This is a genomic window from Mycobacterium sp., from assembly GCF_035274705.1.
In the GTDB taxonomy this organism is placed as follows: domain Bacteria; phylum Actinomycetota; class Actinomycetes; order Mycobacteriales; family Mycobacteriaceae; genus Mycobacterium.
In genome coordinates, this window is the sequence record NZ_DATENY010000121.1 from 25,017 (window position 1) to 48,972 (window position 23,956).

Here is a 23,956-nt window from a genome sequence, read left to right on the forward strand (position 1 = left end):
CTCAGCCGACTTTGTACGTCGCGATCGCCTTGGCGACCGCTTCGCCCGCCGGCGTGACGACGTCGACGTCGCAGTTCACCAGCGTCTTGCCGCGGCGCAATACCCGTCCGATCGCGATCAGGTCGGTCGCGCGGGCGGGCGCGAGAAACTGCATCGACATCGACGTCGTCACGCCCCGCAGCGAGTCCGGGACCTCTGCACCTGTCCACGCGGCGGCCATCACCGCGACGTCTGCCAACGCGGCGATCGCCCCGCCGTGCACCATGTCGCCGATCGTGACGTTGGTCGGATCCCACGGCAGCCGCAGTCGCACCTCGTCGGCGTCGAGGGCCTCGGCGACGATGCCGAGTTTGGCGACGAACGGCGAGGACGGGATGAATTGCGCCATGACGTCGGCACCGGTCTGCGGCTGTGTGGGGGAGGACATGGCTCCAGTATCTGCAGTGGATCAATTACTCCACAGGTAAGCCCGTCTGTGAACTTGTCGGCCCGACATGGTCCGTGCAGGGTCAGCCGAGGGCCCCTGCCGCGATGAGTTCCGGCCGGGTCGCGAGTCTGTTTTGGTGACCGTCGTATGACGTACGACGCTGCCCGGCACGAGACACCACGGAGGACACCATGACGACGACGCCGGACGACCCGACCACCGCGCTGCCCGGCCGCCCGCCCATCGTCGACCTGGCCACCTGGCAGACCGCCCGTGACGAGCTTCTGGTCCGCGAGAAGGCCCACACCCGCGAGGGCGACGCCCTGGCCGCGGCCCGCCGCCGGCTGCCGATGGTGGAGTTCGACGGGACGGTCGAGGCCGTCGGACCTGACGGTCCGGTCCCGTTCCTGGACCTGTTCGGTGGTCGCGATGAGCTCGTGGTCTACAAGCACATGTGGCACGACGGCGCGCCGCACCAAGGGCAGTGCGAGGGATGCACCACCACGGCGTGGCACCTGAAGGACGCTGTCTACCTCAACGCCCGCGGTGTCTCGTTCGCCATCCTGACCACGGGCCGCTGGGACGAAGTGGCCGCCTACGTCGAGTTCATGGGTTACACCCAGCCCTGGTACTCGGTGCGGGGTGCAGCGGCGCCGGTCGGCCGCAGTATGGGTTCTCTCGCCTGCTATCTGCGCGACGGCGACCGCGCGTTCCTCACCTACTCGACGACGGGGCGTGGCAACGAGCCGGTCAACGGGTCCATGGGCCTGCTCGACATGACGCCTTATGGCCGCGGCGAAGCGTGGGAGGACAAGCCCGAGGGTTGGCCCGAGGGGCGCCACTCCTGCTGGTACTGGCGTTCGGACGCGGACGGGAATCCCATCTGGGGCCCGACCAGTCGCCCTGTGCCGCAATGGATCCGACCCGGCGCGACACCGGTGCAGACCCTCGGCCGCCAAGGCGGCCCCCACTGACGCGCCGTCGTCGACGGTGTCGGCAAAGGTCAAGTCCACAGACGCTCTCTAAGAGCTCGCCGTTCGCGCGTTGACATCGCAGGCCCAGGCTGGTTTCATATCAGGTTATGCAGATAAAGTTGACCATTTCTACCAACTTTACGGGGATGCGATGACAGCCACCCAGGAGCTGAACCAGGCAGGCCGCTATGAGCTGAGCCATCTGCGCTCGCTGGAGGCCGAGGCCATCCACATCATTCGGGAGGTGGCCGCGGAGTTCGAGCGGCCGGTGCTGCTGTTCTCCGGCGGCAAGGACTCCATTGTCATGCTGCATCTGGCGCTCAAGGCGTTCCAGCCCGGCCGCCTGCCGCTCCCGGTGATGCACGTCGACACCGGACACAACTTCGAAGAAGTGCTGCAGACGCGCGACGAGTTGGTTGCCGAACACGGGGTTCGACTGATCGTCGCCAAAGTGCAGGACGACATCGACGCCGGACGCGCGGTCGAGACCATCCCGTCGCGCAACCCTTTGCAGACCGTGACGCTGCTGCGGGCGATCCGCGAGAACAAATTCGACGCCGCATTCGGCGGTGCCCGCCGCGACGAGGAGAAGGCGCGGGCCAAGGAGCGGGTGTTCTCCTTCCGCGACGAGTTCGGCCAGTGGGACCCCAAGGCGCAGCGGCCGGAGCTGTGGAACCTGTACAACGGGCGGCACAACAAGGGCGAGCACATCCGGGTCTTCCCGCTGTCGAACTGGACCGAATTCGACATCTGGTCCTACATCGGCGCCGAGAAGATCAAGCTGCCGTCCATCTACTACGCGCACGCGCGCAAGGTGTTTGAGCGCGACGGCATGCTCCTGGCGGTGCACAAATACCTGCAGCCGCGCAAGGACGAAGAGGTCGTCGAGAAGACCGTTCGGTTCCGCACTGTCGGCGACGTCACGTGCACCGGCTGTGTGGAATCCCTTGCGGGCACTGTGTCCGAGGTGATCGCCGAGACCGCGGTGTCGCGGCTCACCGAACGCGGCGCGACCCGCGCCGACGACCGTATCTCCGAGGCCGGTATGGAAGACCGCAAGCGAGAGGGCTATTTCTGATGACGACGCTGCTGCGACTGGCCACGGCCGGCTCCGTCGACGACGGGAAGTCGACGCTCATCGGCCGCCTGCTGTACGACTCCAAGGCCGTGATGGAAGATCAGCTGGCCTCCGTGGAGCGCACCTCGAAAGAGCGCGGACACGACTACACCGACCTGGCGTTGGTGACCGACGGCCTGCGCGCCGAACGCGAGCAGGGCATCACGATCGACGTGGCGTACCGCTACTTCGCTACGCCCAAGCGCAAATTCATCATCGCCGACACGCCGGGACATGTTCAGTACACCCGCAACATGGTCACCGGTGCCTCGACCGCGCAACTGGCGATCGTGCTGGTCGACGCCCGCAACGGCCTGCTGGAGCAATCCCGCCGCCACACGTTCCTGGCGTCGCTGCTGGGCATCCGCCACATCGTGCTGGCGGTCAACAAGATGGACCTGATCGGCTGGGACCGTGAGCAATTCGAGAAGATCCGCGACGACTTTCACGAGTTCGCGGCCCGACTGGACATCCATGATGTGACGACGATTCCGTTGTCGGCGCTGTTGGGCGACAACGTCGTCACCAAGTCGGAGAACACCCCGTGGTACGACGGACCGTCGCTGCTGTCCCATCTCGAAGAGGTGTACATCGCGGGCGATCGCAACCTCGTCGATGTTCGGTTCCCGGTTCAGTACGTGATCCGGCCGCAGTCCCTCGACCATCACGACCACCGCAGCTACGCGGGCACCGTCGCCAGCGGCGTCATGCGTCCCGGTGACGAGATCGTCGTCCTGCCCACTGGCAAATCGAGCCGCATCATCGAGATCGAGGGCCCGAGCGGGCCCGTTCAGGAAGCGTTTCCGCCGATGGCGGTGTCGGTCAGCCTCGCCGACGACATCGACATCTCCCGCGGTGACCTGATCGCGCGGCCGAACAATCAGCCGAGGGTGGCACAGGAGTTCGACGCCACGGTGTGCTGGATGGCCGACGCGGCCTCACTGGAGCCGGGTCGCGACTATGTCATCAAGCACACGACCCGCACCACGCGGGTCAAGGTGACCGCGCTCGACTACCGGCTCGACGTCAACACGCTGCACCGCGACAAGACCGCGACCGCTCTGAAACTCAATGAGCTGGGCCGTATTTCACTGCGCACGCAGGTTCCGCTACTGCTCGACGAGTACAGCCGCAACGCCGCGACGGGTTCGTTCATCTTGATCGACCCGCACACCAACGGCACGGTTGCGGCCGGCATGATCCTGCCGTTCGTCACCGCGCGCACATCGAGCCCCAACACGGTGCGCCACGAGTCGCTGTGTAAAGCCGACGACAGGCTGTCGAAGGGCCGGACCGTGTGGTTCACCGGGTTATCGGGTTCGGGCAAGTCGTCGGTGGCAATGCTCGTCGAGCAGAAGATGCTCGAAAAGGGTATTCCCGCTTATGTTCTCGACGGGGACAACCTGCGCCATGGCCTCAACGCCGACCTCGGGTTCTCGATGGCCGACCGGGCCGAGAACCAGCGCAGGCTGGCCCACGTCGCGGCCATTCTCGCCGACTCCGGCCAGGTCGTGTTGGTTCCCGCGATCAGCCCGCTGGATGAGCACCGTGCGTTGGCACGGCAGGTGACCACCGAAGCGGGCCTCGACTTCTTCGAGGTGTTCTGCGACACCCCGCTGGAGGATTGCGAACGCCGTGACCCGAAGGGGTTGTACGCCAAGGCGCGATCCGGTGAGATCACGCACTTCACCGGGATCGACAGCCCGTATCAACGGCCGAAGAATCCGGACATACGGCTGACTCCGGACCGTTCTACCGAAGAACTCGCCGACATGGTGATCGAGCTGCTGGAAAGCAGGCGGTGAGCGATCACGAGGTCGCCGCCCGCCTTGCGACGGCGGCCGGCCAGCTGCTGCTCGACGTGCGCGCCGAACTGACTGATGCCAGCGAAGCTGAACGGAAAGCTGCGGGGGACAAGCGATCCCACGACTTCCTCATGGAGGCGCTAGCCACCGAACGACCCGGCGATGTGGTGCTGTCGGAAGAGGGCGTCGACAACCCAGCCAGGCTCGCCGCCCAGCGGGTGTGGATCGTCGACCCGCTCGACGGCACGCGTGAATTCTCCGAATTGGGTCGTGAAGACTGGGCGGTGCACGTCGCGCTATGGCAGGCGGGTGAACTCGTCGCCGGAGCGGTCGCCCTTCCGGCGCAAGGCATTACGCTAGCAACGCCGAGCGTCACCCCTCCGCCGGCCACAGCAGACAAGCCGCGGGTCGTGGTGTCGCGTACGCGGCCGCCTGCCATCGCCCTGGCGGTACGTGACGCGCTTAATGGCATCCTGGTCGAAATGGGTTCGGCCGGAGCGAAAGTCGCGTCCGTCGTGCAGGGTTTGTCCGATGTTTACGTGCACGCGGGCGGCCAGTATGAGTGGGACTCCGCGGCGCCCGTCGCGGTCGCGCGTGCAGCAGGGCTGCACACGTCGCGCATCGACGGTTCGCCGTTGGTCTACAACCGACCGGACCCGTTGCTGCCTGACTTGGTGGTATGCCGCCCAGAGTTCGCCGACGCGGTGCTCGCCGTCACCGGCAGCTGTGCCCAGTAGTGTCAGCACCGTGCCCGAACCCACCACTCTGCGCGCCCTGGCCGATCTGCCACAGCAGCCCGTAAGCCTCGCCGAATCGACGCTCATCCTGATCGACTGCCAGAACACCTACACGCACGGCGTGATGGAGCTCGAGGGCGTGCAGGCCGCGTTGGACGAGGTCGAAATCCTGCTCGACCGTGCCCGTTCGGCCGGCATCCCGATCATCCACGTCCAGCACGACGACGGCCCAGGATCGCTATACGACATCGAGGGGGAGAGTGGCGCGATCGTGTCGCGGGTAGCTCCGCACAACGGAGAACCGGTGGTGGTGAAGAACTATCCGAATTCGTTCGTGCAGACCGATCTCGACGATGTGCTGAAGACCGCCAACGCGTCGAACCTTGTGCTGGCGGGCTTCATGACCCACATGTGTGTGAATTCGACTGCGCGGGGGGCTTTCAACCTTGGCTACTCGCCGACCGTCGTTGCGGCGGCGACGGCGACCCGCGCACTGCCGGGACTCAATGACGCCGTGGTGCCCGCCGAGGCGGTCCAGAGCGCGAGCCTCGCCGCGGTCGCTGACCTATTTGCCGTGGTGGTGCGCGGCGCAGGCGATATACCGGACTAGCCTGGCCCCATGCGAATGTCGGCCAAGGCGGAGTATGCCGTCCGGGCCATGGTCCAGCTCGCCACGATCGACGACGGCGTCCTGGTCAAGACCGACGACATCGCCAAGGCGCAGGGCATTCCGCCGCAGTTTCTTGTCGACATCCTTTCCGACCTGCGCACCGACCGCCTGGTGCGCAGTCACCGCGGCCGCGACGGCGGCTACGAGCTGGGCCGGCCCGCTGCAGATATCAGCATCGCCGACGTGCTGCGCTGCATCGACGGCCCGCTTGCCAGCGTTCGCGACATCGGGCTGGGGGACCTGCCCTACTCGGGACCGACTGCGGCGCTGACCGACGTATGGCGGGCACTGCGGGCCAGCATGCGATCGGTGCTCGAGGAGACCAGCCTCGCCGACGTGGCGTCCGGCGCGTTGCCCGGGCACGTCGCCAAGATGGCCGACGACTATCGGAGCCAAGAGGAGCGGCGCGGCCACTCTGGCGGCTAGTAGCTGTACGGAAGCTTGTTGAATGCTGTGTGCCGGCTGTATACGCGGTGCGCGCCAAGCGAATTCGAGTAGTTGACTACTCGCGCCTCCGTCGCGTCGAAGGACAAACGTGGCCTTGCCAAGTGGGACAAGCCACTTGGCCGCAACCGACAGCGACGAAAGGCCCTACCATGCACGCTTCAGATGAGAATTCCGTCCCAGGACAGGCTCCTGCCCCTGGGGCCATGTTGACCATGGCGAAAGCCACCGTGGTCTCGCAACACGCACAAGTCACGACTTCTGCGCACCCGTCGATCATCACCGCGACGGGTGACATGAGGTTCGTCCCCATTCGCCTTTGGGCGTATCCGTCAGCATTCGTCTTACACCGACTTCAGCAGCTTCACGATCGTGCGGTCGGCACTCGCGACGAAAAGAAACTGTCGCCCAAGCGGGCCAAGGTCGCGTATCGGATGGCCTTGGAATCGGCGCTCGGTGGCTACGTTGCGCTTGCGGATCAAACGCGGCTTCAGACGGTTGGCGCGATCTTTGACGCCGTGGCCAAGCTGGGTCGCATCGATGGTCTCGAGTCGTTGTTTCTCACCGCGATCGTGACCGCGTCCTCGCTCGGCAAGCCGGAATTGGTCGCGCGGGGGGAGAAGCTGTGGAAGGCGCATGGCGCTCCGGCGCGCATCGGTGGAGGCCGTAAGGCCGCACTCGTGTTCGACACGACGACAAACCGTGTCGCGTACCTCGGCCAGAAGGGGCTCGCAAGCCTCGGTCACGGCGGCGCAAACGCGAATGTAGTGGGCGGCGCCAATATGTACGAAGCGATCGCCGGCCGAGTCTCTGCGCTCGACGCGGGAATTGCGCAGGACGGAGACGGCGTCTGCGTGACGGTGTTCGCTTTCGTAGGCGCTGTGTGTGGCGCGGTGGTCGGCGCGGGCGCCAGTTCACCGTCGGGCCCGGGCGCCGTAGCCGGCGGTGCCGCTGGCGGCTTCATCGGGGAACGAATAGGCAAGGCAGATGGTGAAATCTTGTGCGGGATGTTCGACACCGGGCCTCAGGCGGGCTCGTATTCCGGTGCGGGTGGCGCAGGGCCCGGCGGCACGAGCGATCCGTACCAAGATCCCGTCGACGACCAAGGCTCCTCGCAGCAAGGGGATCAGAGCTCCTCGCAACAAGACGAGAAGAGCACTTGCGAGCCCGACGACCCCGAGAACGGCGACAATTCGGGTGGCGGCGACAACTCCGGCGGTGACGACAACTCGGGCGGCGGGGACGACAAAGGCGGCGGAATGCCGGATCCCGACGATCCGCATGGATTTCCGAGCCCGGATGATCCGCGCGGTACTCAGGCGTTCTCGACCAACTACGCAATGGGTCCGGGCGTCGCGAGCCACATGTCGCGGCTAGCCGGCGGTGGCGTGCTTCTGAATGGTATGCCGCAGCTCGCTACGAACGGAACAATCGCGACCGCTGGGTACCTCGTCGGGCTCTCCGACATCGCATCGACCGTTTCGCAAACGGTGGCGCAGACGGCGGGACGGGCGGCCGCACGTGTCGGGCCCTGATTCGGGTCAGCACGGCTGAGGAAACGGATCGCTGTAGGCCGATGGCTTAGAGCGATCCGCTTCGGCCGGCGATGCCGTCGAGCAGCATCTGCAGCCCGCGCTCGAAGTCCTCTTCAACGGACGTCTGCATCGCGACGCGGGACAGCGCCTCTACGTGTGGAAATCGCCGGCGGCAGGCCGAAGAGTTCGGTGAAGAACTCGGCCGACTGTTGCCGGTCCTTTGCGGCGACGATGGTGTGGTTGAACGTGATAACCATGTCAATCCAGTCAACCACCGTCGATAGCATGGCGGCAATGTCGATAGTCGAGGTGTTGGAGGGGCCGCGGGTCATTCTGCGCGCACCGCGGCTCGACGACGCAGAAGCCATATTCGAGCGGATCGCCTCGGATCCGGCAGTGTCGCGCTATATGTCGTGGCGCCCGCATCCTGACGTCGAAGAGACCCGTCGTGTCATCACCGAGGTCTTCAACGTCGGTGGTGAAACGACCTGGCTCATTGAGCTGCGTGACGGCGATGGCCCGATCGGGCTGTGCGGGTGGCGGCGGCCACAGCCGCACATCATCGACTTCGGCTATTGCCTGGGACGCCGATGGTGGCGGCAGGGAATCATGTCCGAGGTGGTGCAGCTGCTGCTCGACAAGGCTGGGCGCGACCGGACCGTGTACCGGGTGACCGCCCACTGCCATGTCGACAACACGGCGTCGGCGCGGCTGCTGGAACGCAGCGGGCTGACGTTCGAGGGTCGGTTGGTGCGTTACGCCGTGCTGCCCAACATCAGCGACGAGCCGCAGGACTGCCTGCTGTTCGGCACGGCGCTCAGGTGACGGTGATGCTGAGGTGACGGTGATACGGAGGACCGATGGCGTTCGACATACGTGATCTCGCAATACCCGTGATCGTCGCGCCGATGGCGGGTGGGCCGACGACGCCCGAACTGGCGGCCGCGGGAACCAACGCCGGCGGGCTCGGGTTCGTTGCCGCGGGCTATCTGACGGCTGAGGTGTTCGCCGAGCGCCTCGCGGCGGCGCAGCGCCTCGCGTCCGGCCCAATAGGTGCGAATCTTTTTGTGCCCCAACCCAGTGCGGGCACGCCCGAGGAAATCGAGCTGTACGCCAAGGCGCTGACATCGGAGGCCGAGCGCTACGGCGCACAGCTGGGCGAGCCGCGATACGAAGACGACCACTGGGCAGCGAAGATCGAGGTGCTGCTCGACGTGCGGCCCGACGTGGCGTCGTTCACGTTCGGTCTGCCCAGCGCCGATGAATGCCGGCGGCTGCGTGGTGCCGGGATCACCGTCGTGGGCACCGTGACGACCGTGGACGAGGCGCGCACGGCCGTCACGCGCGGTGTGGACGCCGTGGCGGCGCAGGGCCCGTCGGCGGGCGGGCACCGCGGCACCTTCGACCCATCCGCCCAGCCGGCCAGGCAGCCGCTCGACGAGCTGCTGGCCGACGTCATCGCTGCCGTCGATGTGCCGGTCGTGGCGGCGGGTGGGCTGATGACGGACCACGACGTCGCGCGGGTATTGCGCGCGGGCGCGGTTGCCGCCCAGCTCGGTACGGCCTTTCTGCTGTCCGACGAGGCGGGCAGCAGCCCGGTGCACCGTGCTGCGCTGCAGGATCCGCAGTTCACCGAAACCTTTGTCACGCGGGCGTTTTCCGGCCGCTATGCTCGCGGTTTGCGCAACAGGTTCATCGACGAGCACGAGGCCGATGCGCCGTTCGGGTATCCGGAGATTCACTGGCTGACCAGCCCGGTGCGAGCCGCGTCGGTGCGCGCCGGCGATCCGCACGGCGTCAACGTGTGGGCAGGCACTGGATGGCAGAAGGCCCAGTCGGGGCCGGTGGCCGAGATCATGCGGCAGCTGACCTAGGCGCACACCCTTTCTCAAGGCGTCAACAGTTGCTGACGGCTTCGAAGATCATGTCCGCCGAAATGGCCGCGACCGATTCCTCTTCGACGGCTACCGCAGATCGTCGATGACGACGTTGCCGTTGTTCGAGTGGGCGGTGACGACCGCCGCCGCTGCCTTGCGATCGGTCGTCTGCGGCACCCGCACCACCGTCGAACCGACCTTCTCGTCGGTGCTCGCGTTCACCATATAGGGACCATGCGCTGGTAGCGCGATGATGACGTCGCCGTTGTCGCTATTAACGTCGACGGTGCGGGGCGCCGCATTCGAGAAGTCCGCCTTGATATCGCCGTTGTCTGTCGTAGCGCTAAACGACTCCGACACCGAGATCGGGTCGCGAGTGACCACATCGCCGTTGTCGGTGTGGATCTCGATACGCCGGGCGGATCCGCTCAACACGACCTCGCCGTTGTCGGTGCGCGTGATCAGTTGGTCGATGTCCGCCTGCGCGAGCACCACACCGGTCTCTTGTTGAGTGGTGACCGTCAACCTGCGCGCGAGGTCCGGTGGAAGCACGAGCGTGATCTCGCCGGCCCGGCCCCACTGCAAGAACGTCGACAGCTCGCTGTTGATGGTTATCCGCGCATTGGCGGCATCGGTGTTGACCGCCAACGGATTTGCACCCGCCCGGGTCGAGTTGACCATTCGTAAGTCGGCCCGGGGTTCGCGGACCGCACGGTCGGTGGTGATCCGGATCGCTACCGGCACGGAGCCCGTGTCGACCACCAGCGATCGCATGGAGGCCGGCAGCGGCTTGCTGTCGGTGATGACACGGAAGCTGGCGATGCCCCACGCCACCGTGCCCAGCGATGCGACGGCCCCCACCACCAGCACCACCGCGGTGACGATGAGCGTTACGCGGACCGCGGTGCGTCCGCCGGGGGAGAGCGGAGGCGGTGGCTGCATCGCCGGCTCGGCCGGCCGTGGGCTACCCGGTGCCGGTGGTGGGGGCGCAATGGTTGTCACGATGAAGGCCTTTCAATGGTTCAGGACTCGAGGTAGCGCAGCACCGCCAGCACGCGGCGGTTCTCGCTCTCGTCGGGTGCCAGGTCCAACTTGGTGAAGATCGACGCGATGTGCTTTTCTGCCGAGCCGACGGAGATGTGCAGCGCTGACGCGATCGCCGAGTTCGTCTTGCCCTCGGCCATCAGCTGCAGCACCTCACGCTCGCGCGGGGTCAGCCCGTCGAGCACACTGCGGCGGTGCGAGCGCACCAAAATCTGCGAGACCACTTCGGGATCGAGCACGGTGCCGCCCCCGCCAACCACCTCGACCGCGTCGAGGAAGGCCGGAACGTCGGCCACCCGATCCTTCAGCAGGTAGCCGAATCCCTTTGTGTCCGAGGCGATCAGATCGGTGGCGTAGCGCTCCTCCACATAGTGCGACAGCACCAGTACCGGCGACTCGGGGTTCTGGCTGCGCAACAGCGCCGCGGCGCGGATGCCTTCGTCGGTGAACGTCGGCGGCATCCGCACGTCGACGATCGCAAGGTCGGGCCGCTTCTCGTTGACCAGCCGCAGCAGATTCGTCGCATCGGGCACACCGGCGACCACCTCGTGGCCCGCGTCGATGAGGATGCGCTCGATGCCGGCTCGCAGCAGCGCCGAATCCTCTGCGATCACGATGCGCATGGCAGCACCGCGGTGACTATCGTGGGGCCCGTCGCGGGGCTCGACACGGTGAACGTACCGCGCGCGGCGCGCACGCGTTCTTCCAGCCCGCGCAGGCCGGTGGCGTTGTCGTCGGTGGTGATAGATGCGCCGCCACGGCCATCGTCGAACACCGTGACGTGCAACTGATTGGCGGCTTCGTCCAGCCGCACCGTGACCACCGCTTGCGACGCGCGTGCGTGTTTGGCGATATTCGTCAACGCCTCGGCCACCACGAAATACGCGACCGATTCCACTTCGTCGGGCAAGCGCCGCGGAAGGTGCAGATTCAAAATGGTCGGCACCCCTGCGCTTTCCGTGCGCTGCACCACCGACGAGAGCGCAGCATCCAGGCCACGGTCGGCCAGGATGGTCGGCGCGATGCCGCGCACCACGTTGCGCAACTCGACGAGCGCGTTCTTGGCGTCGTCGTGCGCCTCGGTGATCAACTGCTTGGCCGCGGGCAGGTCAGTGTCGAGCTTCGTCTGCGCCAGCCCGATCGTCATCGCCAGCGACACCAGCCGTGGCTGCACGCTGTCGTGCAGGTCGCGTTCGATGCGATGACGCTCGGTCTGAGCCGACGACACCGCGCCCTGGCGGGCATCGGCCAGTGCGCTGACCTGGTACTGCAGCGCCGCCGTCGGCGACGGCGACAGCAGCCACCGGTCGATCGCCGCGTCGAGCGCCGGCGCGAATATCAGGATCCCGACGGCCGCGGCCAGCGCGACGACGGCCAGCAGCCACGCCAGCGGTGGCGACAGGAACGACAGGCCCGCGTCGACGTCGCTGTGACGGATCGCGATCGCGGCCGCTGGCCCGAGGAACGCGAACGCCAGCAGCGCCAGCGCAATGCCGGCGACCACCATGTCGTAGATCATCCGCAGGAAGTGATGCGCGGCCGCTTTCCAGAATTTGGCGCTGCTGATGTCCAGCCACAGCTGGTGCAGCCAGCGCTGAATGCCCGTGTACGGCGAGATCCGCCGCGGCGGAACGCCGATACCAAGGCCGAAAACCGCCTCGCTGCGGAGTCGTTCGACGTGTTCGACGCCCCGGATCAGGTAGACGAACACCACCGCGGACAGCGCGAAGCCGATGCCGCTGGGGATCGAGGAGATGCCGAGGATCAGGATCGTCAACGGGATCCACAACCACACCGATGCGATCGCCGCGCCGGTGAGCAACGAGGCGGTCGGCACCACGCCGATATTGCGGGTGGGCGATGCGGCGCCGTCGTCGACGGCAGCGGGCGCCGGGCTGGCGGCGGGTATCGGCTCGGTAACTGCGACCATGCACTCAACCTATGGACCGCAGGCGATGCGCGACACAGCGTTTTCCGGAGAAGCTGCCGGGGGAAAACCCCCGTATTCCCTCACGTCTCCACCGCGACCGTGCGAGTCTGCACGCCGACACGCCGCTCAATACGCGCATTTTGCGCACGCTCGCGGCAGGAGGATGACCGTATGGCGACAACTGAGCGGCACCGGCTACTGAGTTATTTGGGTCCGAACTGGTTCGCATCGGTCATGGGAACCGGCATTGTGGCCACGGCCGGCGCGACATTGCCGCTGCATGTCCCCGGTTTACGCGCGTTCGCCCAAGCGGTGTGGGTGGCGGCGACGGTATGGCTGGTGATCCTCATCCTCGCGGAGGTCGCGCATTGGGTGCGACACCCGACCGTGGCCCGCAGTCACGCATACAACCCGCAGATGGGTCATTTCTACGGCGCAGCCCCGATGGCGTTGCTCACAGTCGGCGCCGGCGCGGTCCTCGTCGGCAAGGATCTGATCGGCGTGCGGGCGGCCGTCGACCTCCACTGGGGGCTGTGGACGGCAGGGACGCTCGGCGGGCTGTTCACCGCGATGAGCATTCCGTATCTGATGTTCACCCAGTACCGGGTCGAGCCCGACGCTGCGTTCGGCGGCTGGCTGATGCCGGTGGTACCACCGATGGTTTCGGCGGCGACGGGCGCGCTGCTGATCCCGCACATGGTGCCGGGCACCGGACGTCAAACCATGCTCTACGGCTGCTACGCGATGTTCGGGCTGTCGCTCGTCGCATCGCTGATCATCATCACCATGGTGTGGAGTCGCCTGGCGCACTTCGGCACCTCCGGCACAGCGCGCGTGCCGACGCTGTGGATCGTGTTGGGCCCGCTGGGTCAATCCATCACGGCCGCAGGCCTTCTCGGGACGAACGCCGCCCTGGCCGTCGATCCGCAGCTAGCGGACGGGATGGGTGTCTTCGCGGTTCTGTACGGCGTTCCGGTGTGGGGATTCGCGGTGCTGTGGATCTCGTTGGCCACCGCACTGACCGTGCGGACGGCGCGCCGTGGGATGCCGTTCGCGCTCACCTGGTGGAGCCTGACGTTCCCCGTCGGGACCTTTGTCACCGGCACCACACAGCTCGCGATCCACACGGGTCTGCCGGCGTTCCGCGTGGCCGCCGCTATCGCCTACGTCGGGCTACTGAGCACTTGGTGTCTTGTAGCGGTTCGGACGTTCCGAGGTGGCATGCGCGGCAACATCTTCGCACCGCCGTCGACCGCACCCATCAAGGCGCATAAGGACCCGACGGCCGCCACTTAGGCGGAAGGAGTGCATGGCACACTCGCAATGTGACTGAGCCCTTGATTTCGCACGTTTCGGATACGGCTCGTTGGGTGGCGACCTATCGGGCGATCGAATCGGCACGTCCGGACGCGTTGTTCCACGATCCGCTCGCCGACCGGCTTGCGGGCGAACAGGGCCGTGCCATCGTGGCCGCGGCGCCGCGAGCGACCGGCAATGGCTGGTGGCTGGTGGCTCGCACCAAAATCATCGACGACGCCATCGCCGCGGCGATCGGCGACGGCTGCGACAAGGTTCTGAACCTGGCTGCGGGGCTGGACACCCGGCCGTACCGGCTGGACCTCCCGCCAGATTTCACGTGGGTGGAAGCAGATCTGCCGGACCTGCTCGCCGAAAAAGAGCAGATGCTCGCCGACCAGACGCCACGGTGCCGGTTGACCAGGCATGCGGTCGACCTCGCCGATCCGGCCGCGCGCGACGCGTTCCTGAACGAGGAACTCAAGGGTGTCACCAAAGCGCTCGTCCTGACCGAGGGCTTGCTGATGTATCTGGAGGAACGCGACGTCCGCGCATTGTCGGATGCGTTCACACGCCCCGAGATCGCGTGGTGGATGTTGGATTTCTCCTCCCCGGGACTGCAGAAGAGGATGAACACGTCGACCCGGGGCCTGATGGGCAGAGCACCCTTCAAGTTCGCACCTGTCAGCGGCCTGGCCTACTTCGAAGAACTCGGCTGGCGGACCATCGAAGTGGAATCCGTATTCACCGTCGCGCATCGATACCATCGGGTGCCGCGGTGGATGCGGTTGCTTGCTTGGTTACCGCAACCCGATCCGCGTAACCCGGGCGGCAAAACCTGGAGCGGAGTCACCCGCCTCACCCGCGGTTAGCTACTTGGGCGCGGTCAGTTCCAGGGCGATGTTGTCCGGGTCCCGGAATTCCAGAATGTATGAAGGCCCAATGTCCTTGATGGGTTCATGCGTGATGCCCAGGTCGTCGAGATGCTTTGCGGCATCGTCCAATTCGGCTTTGCTTCCGACGCGGAAGGCCAGGTGGTCGAGTCCGCAGCGATCTTCATGGAAGGTGTCCGTCGCGACGGGTCGAAGGCCGATCAGCGCGCCGCCGAGGTCGTAGATCACGCCGCCGAACAGAAAGCCCAGTGCCTGACGGGTGGCCTCGTCGGCACTATCGGGCGATTCGATCAGGATGCGCCAGCCGAAGACGCTCTCGTAGAACTGTCGCGACCGCTCGATGTCCGTGACGGTCAACCGGACGTGGGCAATGGAAGAGGTGCTGATCGGCATGGGCTCATGCTGCCAGGCGCCGCCCGCGATGATTTTCCTGCGGTGCCCCTGTCTGTCTAAGCGTCACCACCTCAACGACAACAGGGAGCACCATCATGACCGTCACTTCGACCGAAACCGTCCACGTCGGCGCCAAAGACCACCCACGGTTCAGAAAGGCCGGGATCGTCATCAGTGCGCTGGTCACTGCGTTTCTCGTGTTCGACGCCGCCGGCAAGCTCGCAGGAGTGCCGCAGGTGAAGGACGGCACACAAACGCTCGGATTCCCGGCCGGCCAGGCGCTGATCATGGGCCTCGTACTGGCCATCTGCGTTGCGGTTTACGCGATCCCGCGTACGGCGGTGCTGGGCGCCCTCGGGGTCACCGCATATCTGGGCGGAGCGGTCACGGCCAACATGCGCGTCGAATCGCCGCTGTTCTCCCATACGTTGTTCGCGGTATACCTGGGCGTGCTCATGTGGGTCGGATTAGCGATGCGGCGTCCGGAATTGCTGAGGGTCATCGGCCTGCGTCGGAGTTAGTTCCGCGCCGGGCATGCCAGAATCGCCGACGTGCGAATCGGGATGACCACGCCGGTGATGGAGCCCAGCCTGGATGTGGCGACGCTGAAGGGCTGGGCTCGAGTGATCGACGACGGTCCGTTCTCGTCGTCCCCCGCAAGCGGGAGGTGCCCCCAGTGCTGGGCGTAGCGGATCGCGCTCGACAATCCTGAGAGCCTGACGCTGTTGCGTGCGTTGGCGGCGTGGACGGACCGGGTGCGGCTCGTGACGGTGGTCGTGCCTCGGCTGGCTGCGTACTAAGCGAATTGGAATTTTGGGCACCAAACACACTCGGGCCCCTCTTCGGAAGTTACCGAGAGGGGCCCGATTGCGGTGATTGACCGAACTACTCCGGTTCAGTTCTTATCGGAACCGCCCCCCGATCCACCATCGGAGCCGCCGCCGGAACCGCTGGTCGAGCCGGTGCTGGAACCGCTGGTCGAGCCGGTGCTGGAACCGCCGGTCGAGCCGGTGGCGGAACCGGTGCCGGCACCGGTCTTGGCGGTGTCGTTGGATCCTGCGGTGTCAGTTGAGCCCTTCTTCTGAACGTCCGACCCAGTCGCGGAGTCGTCGCCGGCCGCGACATCAGCGTCGTGCGTTGCGGACTTCTCGTCGTGCGTCGCGGACTTCTCGTCGTTCGTCGCGGAGCCGTCGACTACGGCGGACTCGTTCTCAGTTGCCGCGGTGTTGCGGGCAACCGAACCGGAGGTCTCGACCGCTGCCACGGACTGGGACTCGTCCTTGCCCTTCACGGTCAGGTCCTGCTTTGAGCCCTGCGCGTCAACGGTATCGACCGCACCGTTGTCAACGTTTACCGCCACAACTCGCGCGGAGGCGAGCGGCACGGTCGCCGGTCCGGCGGCCGCGGCGGTGACCGTGGGTGCGGCGAACGGCACTACGCTCCCGACCGCGTTGATGATCGACACCAGGACATTAGCGACCTGAGTGCTGATAAACACCCCGGTTGCAGCAGCGGCTTGGACGATGGCCGAGAATGCTGCGGCTCCGCCAGCGGCGAGGTCGGCGACCGCTTGCGCGCCGAAGGCCATCGCGGCCGCTGTCTGTGTCATTCCGAAGTCGACCAGCGCGGCGGTCTGGTTCACCGCGAAAGTGGTGAGCCCGGCCAGCTGTGTGACCGCGAACGTCGCAGTGTCGGCCGCGCCACCGGCGAGCGCGGCGGTCGCGGTGGCGCCGGCGGCGATGAGACCCGCGAGCGCTTGTGCGCCGAAGATAAGGCCACCCGCCATCTGATTCATCCCAAAGTTGCCCAGCGCGGTGAGTCCGGCGACCACGGGTGTCAAGGCCCCCGCGATGGGAGCGGGGAGAACCGAATTGATAGCGAACGTGACCAGGTTGCCAATCTGGGTGTTGAAAAATACCCCGGCCGTGGCCGCGGCTGTCACGAGGTTTCCGAACGCCGTGGCCCCGAAAGTCGAAAGACCTGCGACCCCTCCTGCGGCGAAGGCGATGGCGTCCGCCGTCTGGGACAGTCCGAAGTTGGTCAGCGCAGCGGTCTGGTTCACCCCGAACACGATGAGCTGGGCGAGAGAGTCGGTAATGAAAACACCCATCCCGGCGGCAGCGGTGGTTAACGCGCTGACTCCGTCGGCGCCGAATGCGATGAGCTGCGCCAACTGCTGGGCGCCGAAGGACGTGTCGTCGGCGACCTGGATCAAGCCGAAGTTGATCAGGTCTGACGTCTGGGTGACCAAGAACGACAACGCCGATGCCACATCCAGTAGGTGGTAATCGGCCGTGACGGACGGCAGCGCCGGCACTTGGATGTCGGGCGCGGGTGGGGCTATCGGGCTGGCGATGAGCGCAGTGGCCCCGACGGTGGCTATTCCGGCGGTGAGGTATGGGCGAACTGTCAGTTCCATTTGATCCCCCTTGACCTGGCTTTGTGGACAGCAAATAATTTACGCCCACGTAAGAGCTCGAATGCGAAATCGGACGCTATTTGTGCGAAATGGTTCTTGGCTTCGCGAATCGAAGTTAAATTCAGCTAAGTTGCCTAAGTAGCCGAATCAAGATCGACGTTCAATGCGCGCATACTAGGCTTCCTAATCATCACTGCCATAAGGAAACCTTCGCGATAAGCGGCGCCTTTACCGCCGAACAATATTTCGGATGCTTAACAGATTTGCCAAAGTGCCCAGCCGGTTCGCTAGTGCCGCGAAGATCTGACGCTTGCGCTAATTAGCCCTTTTGCCCGTCTGGGCATCTCGTGCGTGTTTTCCTGAGCTGCGCTCGTCTCCCGACGTTCCCGTGGCCAGTATATGGGTGCGACCCGGGATATCGCCCCGCGAATCACTCTCTCGGCACGTCCCTTGTCGCACGTCAATTAGTTTGCTGGCGTCTCCGGCGCACACGGCTATGCCTGCGTGCGGTTTGGGCCTCTGGAGACGCCACACACTCTGGCGGAGGCTCTCATGGGCGTGGTGATGGCCCGTAATGGAGCCGGCGGCCCTGGCTCGTATTAGCGACGGAAAGGGTGGGGTACCACATGCGCCAGCATGCAACCCCTGTTGCACCTAATTTGAAGCAATAAGGTGCAGCTATCGCAGCGGATCTCACGCGAGGGCAACCTCATAACCAACGCTGATGCCCGGCGCGTGCGAGCGAAGCGAATCGGCAGTTTGCAAAGTGCATTGCGCGGCTATTGCGATCTTTGAAGCAAACAGACCGGGTGCTCGCCGCGGGCGCAGTCATCGACGCCTTCCGCGGCCGATAGCGTCACAGCCTGTCGTAGACCTTCTTGTAGTACGACGACAGAAACCGCGGGCCGATCACTCGCATCGCGGCCACGCCGATCAGCGCGATGAGGTTCTTCGACGTCTGCTCCCATTCGCCGTGTACGGCGCTTCCGCCTTCGGCTCGCGGCGTCGCGGTCAACGTCATGTAGCTGCTGGGTGCCAGTGCGGCGCTTTCGGTGACCGTCAGCGTCACCGAGCCGGGGATGGACCAGTCGTAGTGCCACATTGCCCACAGCTTCGGAAAGTCCTGTCCCTCACGGATATCCGCCTCGGTCTCGCCGAGGCGATACACCTCGAACGCCTCGACCGACGACGCCGGCCATCGGTGTGGGCGGCTGGCGGAGAAGTCTGTCGTCAGCTCGATGACTTGGTCGGGTGTTGCCGTTGTCGCAAAGTCGAATTCGAACTTGGTGCGCACGCGGCCGAACGTATCAGCGCATGAATGGATGCGGCTGAATGACGCCTATTGAAGCGCCCGAGCTTACGCGTAGGGATCGGTGATCGCGCGAAGCAGGCAACACAAAAACCGCTTGCATAGCCCGCGCGTAAAAGAGCCCTACGGCGCGCGTTGGTCGGTACGAAAGACACGGTGCATGTGTGGAGGGCGGACCCGGCCGCGCGGACGGTGTGTGGTGGCGCTCCGCCGCGCACGGCGCTTCTTCTTCAGTACCGCCGAGCACCACAGGCTTGGGTGGACTCTCGGATTCCAAGTGGCATCCCGCTATTCGCACGCACGTTTCACACTGGCGGGCAGGGATCAGTACATCGTTCCAGCCTAGAGGCCAGGGGTTTGATTGGGGATAATGCCTCAGTCAAGCGCCGCGTGAGGTAGATCGTCAGCGAAGTAGCAGCTTCGTCCTTGTCCTGAGGTCTTTGCTTCATACATGGCTTGGTCAGCGTCGCGCAGTAGCTGTGCTGCGCTGCGCGCCTCGTCGGTCCTTACAACGGTGATGCCAATGCTCGCGCTGAGGGAGAAGGTCTTGTCGTCGACGATAACTGGCTTCGACAGCGTGGCGTGCACTCTGTCGGCGACCTGATCGGGGTCCTGGCGTGGGCTGTTGCCGGCGAGAACAGCGACGAATTCATCACCACCGAGCCGTCCGACGATGTCGTCAGTACGCAGGGCGGCTCTCAGGCGTTGTGCTGCGACCTGGATGGCGGTGTCTCCGGCGTGATGGCCCATGGAGTCGTTGATGGTCTTGAGGTTGTCAAGATCGAGGTAGAACACCGCGGCTACGCTGCCCCGATTGGCGGGGCGCAAGGCCTCTGTGAGGTGGCGTTCGATATAGGCCCGGTTGGGGAGCCCGGTGAGGGCGTCATGGTAGGCGTCGCGGGCCAGACGTTCGTCGCGTGCACGCTGGGCGGTGACGTCTCTGAGCGAAAGCAGCACAGCCGAATTGTTTGGGTCGTCGGGATTGAGTAGACAGGTGCCACCTGATAGCCAAACACGTTGCCCGTCAGGGTGATCGACGCCGAGGACGATGGGCTCCGTGGGTTGTCCGGTCCGAAGCGTTTTCGTGATCGGACGCCGACCCACCTCGACGGCGTCGCCATTCTCGTCGTATAGCGGAAAATCACGAACTCGTTGGTCATGGTCAGCGGGAAGATCCTCGCCGTCGACGCCGAACAGGCGCAGCGCTGCAGGATTCGCCGATTCGACGCCCCCGTCTGGGCCGAATACCACGACACCTTCCTCCAGCGACCTCACCACCGTCTGGAAGTAGCGTTCTGCGCGGCGTAAGGCTGTTTGATCGCAGCTCACCAGCACGTAGCCGTTGTCCATCGCGGCTGCCGATACCCGCACCGCGAGCGCTGATCCGTCTGCTGCGTAGTGGGTGGTGTGAACAACCCCGCCGGCGGCGACAATTTCTGCGGGATCGAACGGCGCGCCGACGGCGTCGCTGACCGGTGTAGCGAGGGCTTGTGTGGCGGGTCGGTGGTAGACGGCTTCGGCAGCGGGGTTCCAGCTCGTCACCATCCCGCTCGACGTCGTGGCGATGATCGCGTCGCTGACATGGTTAACCAGCGCCGCCTGATATCGAAGGGTGGCTTCGGCGGCCTTCTGGGCCGACAGATCGCGAAACACCACCTGGTAGGCGGGTCGGCCGTCCCACGCGGTCAGGACGGACACTGCCTCTACATCCAGTACGGTGCCGTCGAAACGCAGCAACTTCGCCTCCGAGGGCTCTGATGCGTCGCCCTCCTCGCGCAGCAAAGTGATGCGCGCCAGCATGGCGGGTATCGAGGCGGCGTGGACAAACTCGGTGATGCGATGCCCCAGCATCTGGTCGGCGGACTCGCCGGCCATCCACCGCACGCCCGCGGGGTTGATATACACGATACAGCCGTCTTCGTGCACACAGATTGCGTCGGGGGAGTGATCGACCAAACGGCGGTAACGCAGCTCGGCTAACTCGGCGAAAGTTCGTGCGGCGTCGGGCGATGGACCCAATGCGTCGTCGGCTTTACCGAGGTCGGCCGGTTTGCTTTGCGTTGTCAAACCTCGCCTCCTTTGCTGTTGACCCCCTCGCCACCGACCGATGCTTCCTAATTTGCCCGAGCGACAAATTAGCTCCCCTAGCGGACTCTAGCAACAGCTACGACGACGCAAATCGATATTGGGCTGCACATGGCCGTCTACTTAGCGGTTAATCAAGAGAAGTGGAGCACCAATCGGGGTGCCGCCCACACAACAGAGGAGAAATGACATGCAAACACACGCAATGGCGATCGCCGGCGTCGGCGCGGTCACCGGCTACGGGTGGGGCACCGAAAGGCTGTGGAACGGTTTGCTTAGCAGCAAACCAGCTGCGGCCATGGTGGCTGGGCACGGCGGCGCCGACGGCGAACACGCGTGGCTTGCTCTGGTGCCCGTCGGCGGTGATGATGCCGACGGGCCGAGCCGATCGGCGCGCGCAATGCGTTCCGCGGCCCGCGAGGCCATTGCCGCCGCTCGGGCTCGCGGCTGGAATCCGGGGCCGCGCGTGGGGCTGCTGCACGCGGTGGTACTGCCCGAGGCCAAGCAGTGGAGGGAGTTCTACCTCACCGACGGTGGTCAGCGCCAGGTGCGCGACTATTTGACCCTAATGCCGTCCACGCCGGTGTCGATGCTGATGCAGGAGTTCGACTTTCACGGCCCGGCGATGAACATCTCGGCGATGTGCGCCTCGGGCAATGCCGGGTTAATCACTGCCAAAATGTGGCTGGACACCGGCTTCGTTGATGACGTGGTGTTCGTCGCCACCGATCTGTCGCTGACCCGGGAGAACGTCGAGCATTTCGTGCGGCTCGGCGTGGCGGTGGTGGACACCGAGCCCCTCGATGCGTGCCGTCCGTTCCAGCGGGGCAGCCGCGGATTCGCGGTCGGCGAGGCAGCCGTGGCTTTCGTATTGACCAAACAAAAGGTTGCCGCCTACGCGACGGTGTTGGGCGGGGCGATGTCGCACGACGCGTACCACGTGACATCCGTCGACCCGTCGCTGACGCACGTCATCGACTGCGTCGAAACAGCGCTGGACAGGTCCGGCGTTACCGCTGACCAGGTCCGCTATGTCAACGCTCACGGGCCCGGAACCCAACAATGTGACACCGCCGAGATTGCCCTACTGGAGCAGGTTTTCGCTTCGCGGCCACACATCTATTCGGTGAAACCATTGGCCGGGCACTGCCAGGGCGCTGCCGCGGCGGTCGAGATCGCCGCAGCCGCCCTCGCCTACCAACATGACGTCATACCAGCCCCTCCCGTTGTCGCCGAAGGTCATCCGCGATTACTAGATGGACCCACAGCCCTGAGTAAGGGAATCACGCTGAAAACCTCGCTGGGCATGGGCGGACACAACTCCGCCGTACTCCTTGCACCACCCCAATAACCGGTGCCAGGTCCGTTCGGATGACCGAAACGTCATGTCGATACGTACATGGTGTTGCGTCAAGTGCAACGTGCGCCACTCGATACCTCACACAACTCACCGATAGTTCATATCGACGGTGTCGCATTCTTCGGTCCTGTGCTCAACTCGATTCCACGCGGCGAAGATGCACTACAGATGTTCGAGGGCGCCCGGCTGCTTGCCGGATTTCCGGACTTCTTCGAGTTGAAGCGCACGCGGACCAGCGCGCCGGTGTTCAGCTGAGGATAACGATGGAAGAAGACGATGTCTGGGCCGCGATCGACGCTCACCGATTGCGTACCGCCGAACTCCTCGAACAACTTTCGGACGACGAGTGGCAGCACCGATCGCTGTGTGAGGGCTGGACCGTGCGAGACGTCGCTGCGCATCTGACGATGCAGCAGATGGGTGTTCGCGAGGCGCTGCTATGTGCGATCCGCCGTCCCGGCGGGATGAATCGGATGATCCGCCAGGCCGCCGAACGGCAAGCTGGTCTGCCGAGAGAGCGGATCATTGCCCAGATCCGCGGAATGGTGGGCTTGCGGCGGCACAACATCGGAGTGACGTGCCAGGAGACGCTGATCGACATCCTGGTTCATTCACAGGACATCGCAATACCACTGAGCCGGAGGCTCGATGTGGATCCGGAAGTTGCGGCGGTGGCTGCGATGCGCGTGTGGTTCTATGCGGGAGGCCCGAAGGCCAAGGTGTTCAAGAAGATTCAACTCGCCGGCTTACGCTTCACCGCAACCGACACCCCATGGTCTGTTGGTTCGGGGCGCGAGATCGAAGGTCCGATGATTGCGATCCTGCTCGTCTTGACCGGGCGGCTCGCTGGGCTATCGATGCTTTCTGGCGAGGGGAAAGCGGTGCTAACGGGTTCCTAACTGGCGCTGGGCTTCCGCCGTCAGTGCGGCAGTCGCACATCCCAATAGCGAGCGGCGACGAGATCGCCTACTGCAGCTGCAGGCCTTCGGGGAGCGGACGGGCGGGGTCGGCCTCGACGTGAATGACGTTCTCCTCGCGGAGGCTGGCCCAATCGGGCATCCAGCTCTCCACGTAGTATTCGCCGGGCTCTAGCGGTGGATGTCATCCCTCCTGAAGGGTGGACTGGCCATAGCTCGCATACACCTGTCGGTAGCCGAGCTCATTGAGCACTTTCAGGGATTCGGCCAGGCAGTCGTTGCCCATACTGACTCCTGAATTCGCAAGCGGGACCACCATTGTGGCTAACAAGCTCGTCCGGTGGGACGATAGACATATAGGGAAATAGTCGTGAGCGCCTTGCCGTTTCGCCAGTGTGCGGCAAGCCGCCGTCCTTGGTAGCGGCAAGGCAGCCAGCTGACAAAGGAGTTCACGATGAAACTGAAGAAGATTGCAGCAGGGGTAGCTGTCTTGGGGGCGCTCGGTTTCGCTTCGGTCGGTATCGGTGCGGGTTCAGCGCAGGCCGATGACGGCTGGTGCTGGTGGGGCTGGTGTGATCCAGTGCCTCCGCCTGGGCACTTCGTCCCGACGCCTGGGCATATCGCCCAGTTGCCGTTCATCCCGCCGCCGGGACATTGGGATCAGCCGTGGAAGTGGTGGAAGTAGACAACTGATGCGATGGCCGCCTTGCAACTCAGCAAGGCG

At 65.1% G+C, this 23,956-nt stretch carries 24 protein-coding genes and 3 pseudogenes; 17 read left to right on the forward strand and 10 right to left on the reverse strand.

From position 1 onward, the window contains the following. Position 1 precedes the first annotated feature (1 nt). A complete protein-coding gene (locus VJV41_RS25765) occupies positions 2–427 on the reverse strand; it encodes a PaaI family thioesterase (RefSeq protein WP_325338584.1) in 426 nt (141 codons plus the stop codon). 191 nt (positions 428–618) lie between these two features. On the opposite strand from VJV41_RS25765, the gene VJV41_RS25770 reads away from it, so the two are divergent. The 7 genes from VJV41_RS25770 to VJV41_RS25800 all read left to right on the forward strand — a co-directional run bounded on the left by VJV41_RS25770 (position 619) and on the right by VJV41_RS25800 (position 7,709). After that, entirely contained in the window at positions 619–1,401 is a 783-nt protein-coding gene (locus VJV41_RS25770) for a DUF899 domain-containing protein (RefSeq protein WP_325338586.1), read from the forward strand. A gap of 151 nt (positions 1,402–1,552) precedes the next feature. Continuing rightward, on the forward strand, positions 1,553–2,479 hold the full coding sequence (gene cysD / locus VJV41_RS25775; protein WP_325338588.1) for a sulfate adenylyltransferase subunit CysD: 927 nt from the start codon (positions 1,553–1,555) through the stop codon (positions 2,477–2,479). Further along, positions 2,479–4,323: an adenylyl-sulfate kinase gene (cysC, locus tag VJV41_RS25780; RefSeq protein ID WP_325338590.1), complete on the forward strand. Its 1,845-nt coding sequence runs from the start codon at positions 2,479–2,481 to the stop codon at positions 4,321–4,323. Before cysD ends, cysC begins: the two co-directional genes overlap by 1 nt. Next, a complete protein-coding gene (locus VJV41_RS25785; RefSeq protein WP_325338592.1) occupies positions 4,320–5,060 on the forward strand; it encodes a 3'(2'),5'-bisphosphate nucleotidase CysQ in 741 nt (246 codons plus the stop codon). The genes cysC and VJV41_RS25785 overlap by 4 nt, the downstream gene beginning before the upstream one ends. Positions 5,061–5,070: 10 nt before the next feature. Continuing rightward, positions 5,071–5,670 carry a cysteine hydrolase family protein gene (locus VJV41_RS25790; RefSeq protein WP_325338594.1) on the forward strand — a complete coding sequence of 200 codons (600 nt, stop codon included), beginning with the start codon at positions 5,071–5,073 and terminating at the stop codon, positions 5,668–5,670. A gap of 9 nt (positions 5,671–5,679) precedes the next feature. Beyond that, positions 5,680–6,156: an RrF2 family transcriptional regulator gene (locus VJV41_RS25795; protein WP_325338595.1), complete on the forward strand. Its 477-nt coding sequence runs from the start codon at positions 5,680–5,682 to the stop codon at positions 6,154–6,156. Positions 6,157–6,389: 233 nt separating this feature from the next. Further along, complete coding sequence (locus VJV41_RS25800; RefSeq protein ID WP_325338597.1) at positions 6,390–7,709, forward strand: hypothetical protein; 1,320 nt, start codon at positions 6,390–6,392, stop codon at positions 7,707–7,709. 46 nt (positions 7,710–7,755) lie between these two features. Here VJV41_RS25800 and VJV41_RS25805 read toward each other — a convergent pair whose 3' ends face one another. Both VJV41_RS25805 and VJV41_RS25810 read right to left on the reverse strand, forming a co-directional pair. Then, the gene (locus tag VJV41_RS25805; RefSeq protein ID WP_414685058.1) at positions 7,756–7,854 is read right to left on the reverse strand and encodes a hypothetical protein; all 99 of its coding nucleotides are present in this window, start codon (positions 7,852–7,854) and stop codon (positions 7,756–7,758) included. Positions 7,855–7,873: 19 nt separating this feature from the next. After that, a pseudogene (locus VJV41_RS25810) lies at positions 7,874–7,966 on the reverse strand (VOC family protein); the annotation flags it as partial. A gap of 37 nt (positions 7,967–8,003) precedes the next feature. Here VJV41_RS25810 and VJV41_RS25815 point away from each other — a divergent pair. Then, a complete protein-coding gene (locus VJV41_RS25815; protein WP_325338599.1) occupies positions 8,004–8,534 on the forward strand; it encodes a GNAT family N-acetyltransferase in 531 nt (176 codons plus the stop codon). A 35-nt stretch (positions 8,535–8,569) separates the two neighbouring features. Next, positions 8,570–9,583: a nitronate monooxygenase gene (locus VJV41_RS25820; protein WP_325338601.1), complete on the forward strand. Its 1,014-nt coding sequence runs from the start codon at positions 8,570–8,572 to the stop codon at positions 9,581–9,583. Positions 9,584–9,673: 90 nt separating this feature from the next. Here VJV41_RS25820 and VJV41_RS25825 read toward each other — a convergent pair whose 3' ends face one another. The 3 genes from VJV41_RS25825 to VJV41_RS25835 are packed head-to-tail and all read right to left on the reverse strand — an operon-like array spanning position 9,674 to position 12,560. Then, complete coding sequence (locus VJV41_RS25825; RefSeq protein ID WP_325338603.1) at positions 9,674–10,588, reverse strand: DUF4097 family beta strand repeat-containing protein; 915 nt, start codon at positions 10,586–10,588, stop codon at positions 9,674–9,676. Between the two features lie 20 nt (positions 10,589–10,608). After that, a complete protein-coding gene (locus tag VJV41_RS25830) occupies positions 10,609–11,253 on the reverse strand; it encodes a response regulator transcription factor (RefSeq protein WP_325338605.1) in 645 nt (214 codons plus the stop codon). Then, positions 11,241–12,560 (reverse strand): sensor histidine kinase, encoded by a 1,320-nt coding sequence (locus VJV41_RS25835; RefSeq protein ID WP_325338606.1) that lies wholly within the window; start codon positions 12,558–12,560, stop codon positions 11,241–11,243. Before VJV41_RS25835 ends, VJV41_RS25830 begins: the two co-directional genes overlap by 13 nt. A 171-nt stretch (positions 12,561–12,731) precedes the next feature. On the opposite strand from VJV41_RS25835, the gene VJV41_RS25840 reads away from it, so the two are divergent. Both VJV41_RS25840 and VJV41_RS25845 read left to right on the forward strand, forming a co-directional pair. Continuing rightward, complete coding sequence (locus VJV41_RS25840; protein WP_325338608.1) at positions 12,732–13,856, forward strand: TDT family transporter; 1,125 nt, start codon at positions 12,732–12,734, stop codon at positions 13,854–13,856. A 29-nt stretch (positions 13,857–13,885) separates the two neighbouring features. Beyond that, positions 13,886–14,728, forward strand: coding sequence for an SAM-dependent methyltransferase (locus VJV41_RS25845; protein WP_325338610.1), 843 nt, complete (start codon positions 13,886–13,888; stop codon positions 14,726–14,728). Here the strand turns inward: VJV41_RS25845 and VJV41_RS25850 are convergent, their stop codons facing one another. Next, positions 14,729–15,142 carry a VOC family protein gene (locus tag VJV41_RS25850; RefSeq protein WP_325338612.1) on the reverse strand — a complete coding sequence of 138 codons (414 nt, stop codon included), beginning with the start codon at positions 15,140–15,142 and terminating at the stop codon, positions 14,729–14,731. A 95-nt stretch (positions 15,143–15,237) separates the two neighbouring features. Between VJV41_RS25850 and VJV41_RS25855 the strand changes: the two genes are divergently transcribed. Continuing rightward, on the forward strand, positions 15,238–15,663 hold the full coding sequence (locus VJV41_RS25855) for a DoxX family protein (RefSeq protein ID WP_325338613.1): 426 nt from the start codon (positions 15,238–15,240) through the stop codon (positions 15,661–15,663). 42 nt (positions 15,664–15,705) lie between these two features. Beyond that, positions 15,706–15,930: pseudogene (locus VJV41_RS25860) on the forward strand (hypothetical protein); the annotation flags it as partial. 107 nt (positions 15,931–16,037) lie between these two features. Here the strand turns inward: VJV41_RS25860 and VJV41_RS25865 are convergent. The 3 genes from VJV41_RS25865 to VJV41_RS25875 form a co-directional block, all read right to left on the reverse strand. Next, positions 16,038–17,561 (reverse strand): hypothetical protein, encoded by a 1,524-nt coding sequence (locus VJV41_RS25865; RefSeq protein WP_325338615.1) that lies wholly within the window; start codon positions 17,559–17,561, stop codon positions 16,038–16,040. A gap of 856 nt (positions 17,562–18,417) precedes the next feature. Further along, positions 18,418–18,855 carry a hypothetical protein gene (locus VJV41_RS25870; RefSeq protein WP_325338616.1) on the reverse strand — a complete coding sequence of 146 codons (438 nt, stop codon included), beginning with the start codon at positions 18,853–18,855 and terminating at the stop codon, positions 18,418–18,420. A gap of 390 nt (positions 18,856–19,245) precedes the next feature. Further along, a complete protein-coding gene (locus tag VJV41_RS25875) occupies positions 19,246–20,937 on the reverse strand; it encodes a sensor domain-containing protein (RefSeq protein ID WP_325338618.1) in 1,692 nt (563 codons plus the stop codon). Positions 20,938–21,145: 208 nt separating this feature from the next. On the opposite strand from VJV41_RS25875, the gene VJV41_RS25880 reads away from it, so the two are divergent. The 4 genes and pseudogenes from VJV41_RS25880 to VJV41_RS25895 all read left to right on the forward strand — a co-directional run bounded on the left by VJV41_RS25880 (position 21,146) and on the right by VJV41_RS25895 (position 23,917). Next, positions 21,146–22,306 (forward strand): beta-ketoacyl synthase N-terminal-like domain-containing protein, encoded by a 1,161-nt coding sequence (locus tag VJV41_RS25880; RefSeq protein ID WP_325338620.1) that lies wholly within the window; start codon positions 21,146–21,148, stop codon positions 22,304–22,306. Between the two features lie 99 nt (positions 22,307–22,405). Next, positions 22,406–22,570 (forward strand): annotated as a pseudogene (locus VJV41_RS25885) (disulfide bond formation protein DsbA); the annotation flags it as partial. 8 nt (positions 22,571–22,578) lie between these two features. After that, complete coding sequence (locus tag VJV41_RS25890) at positions 22,579–23,214, forward strand: maleylpyruvate isomerase family mycothiol-dependent enzyme (protein WP_325338622.1); 636 nt, start codon at positions 22,579–22,581, stop codon at positions 23,212–23,214. 472 nt (positions 23,215–23,686) lie between these two features. Then, positions 23,687–23,917 (forward strand): hypothetical protein, encoded by a 231-nt coding sequence (locus VJV41_RS25895; protein ID WP_325338624.1) that lies wholly within the window; start codon positions 23,687–23,689, stop codon positions 23,915–23,917. The last annotated feature ends 39 nt before the right edge of the window (positions 23,918–23,956 follow it).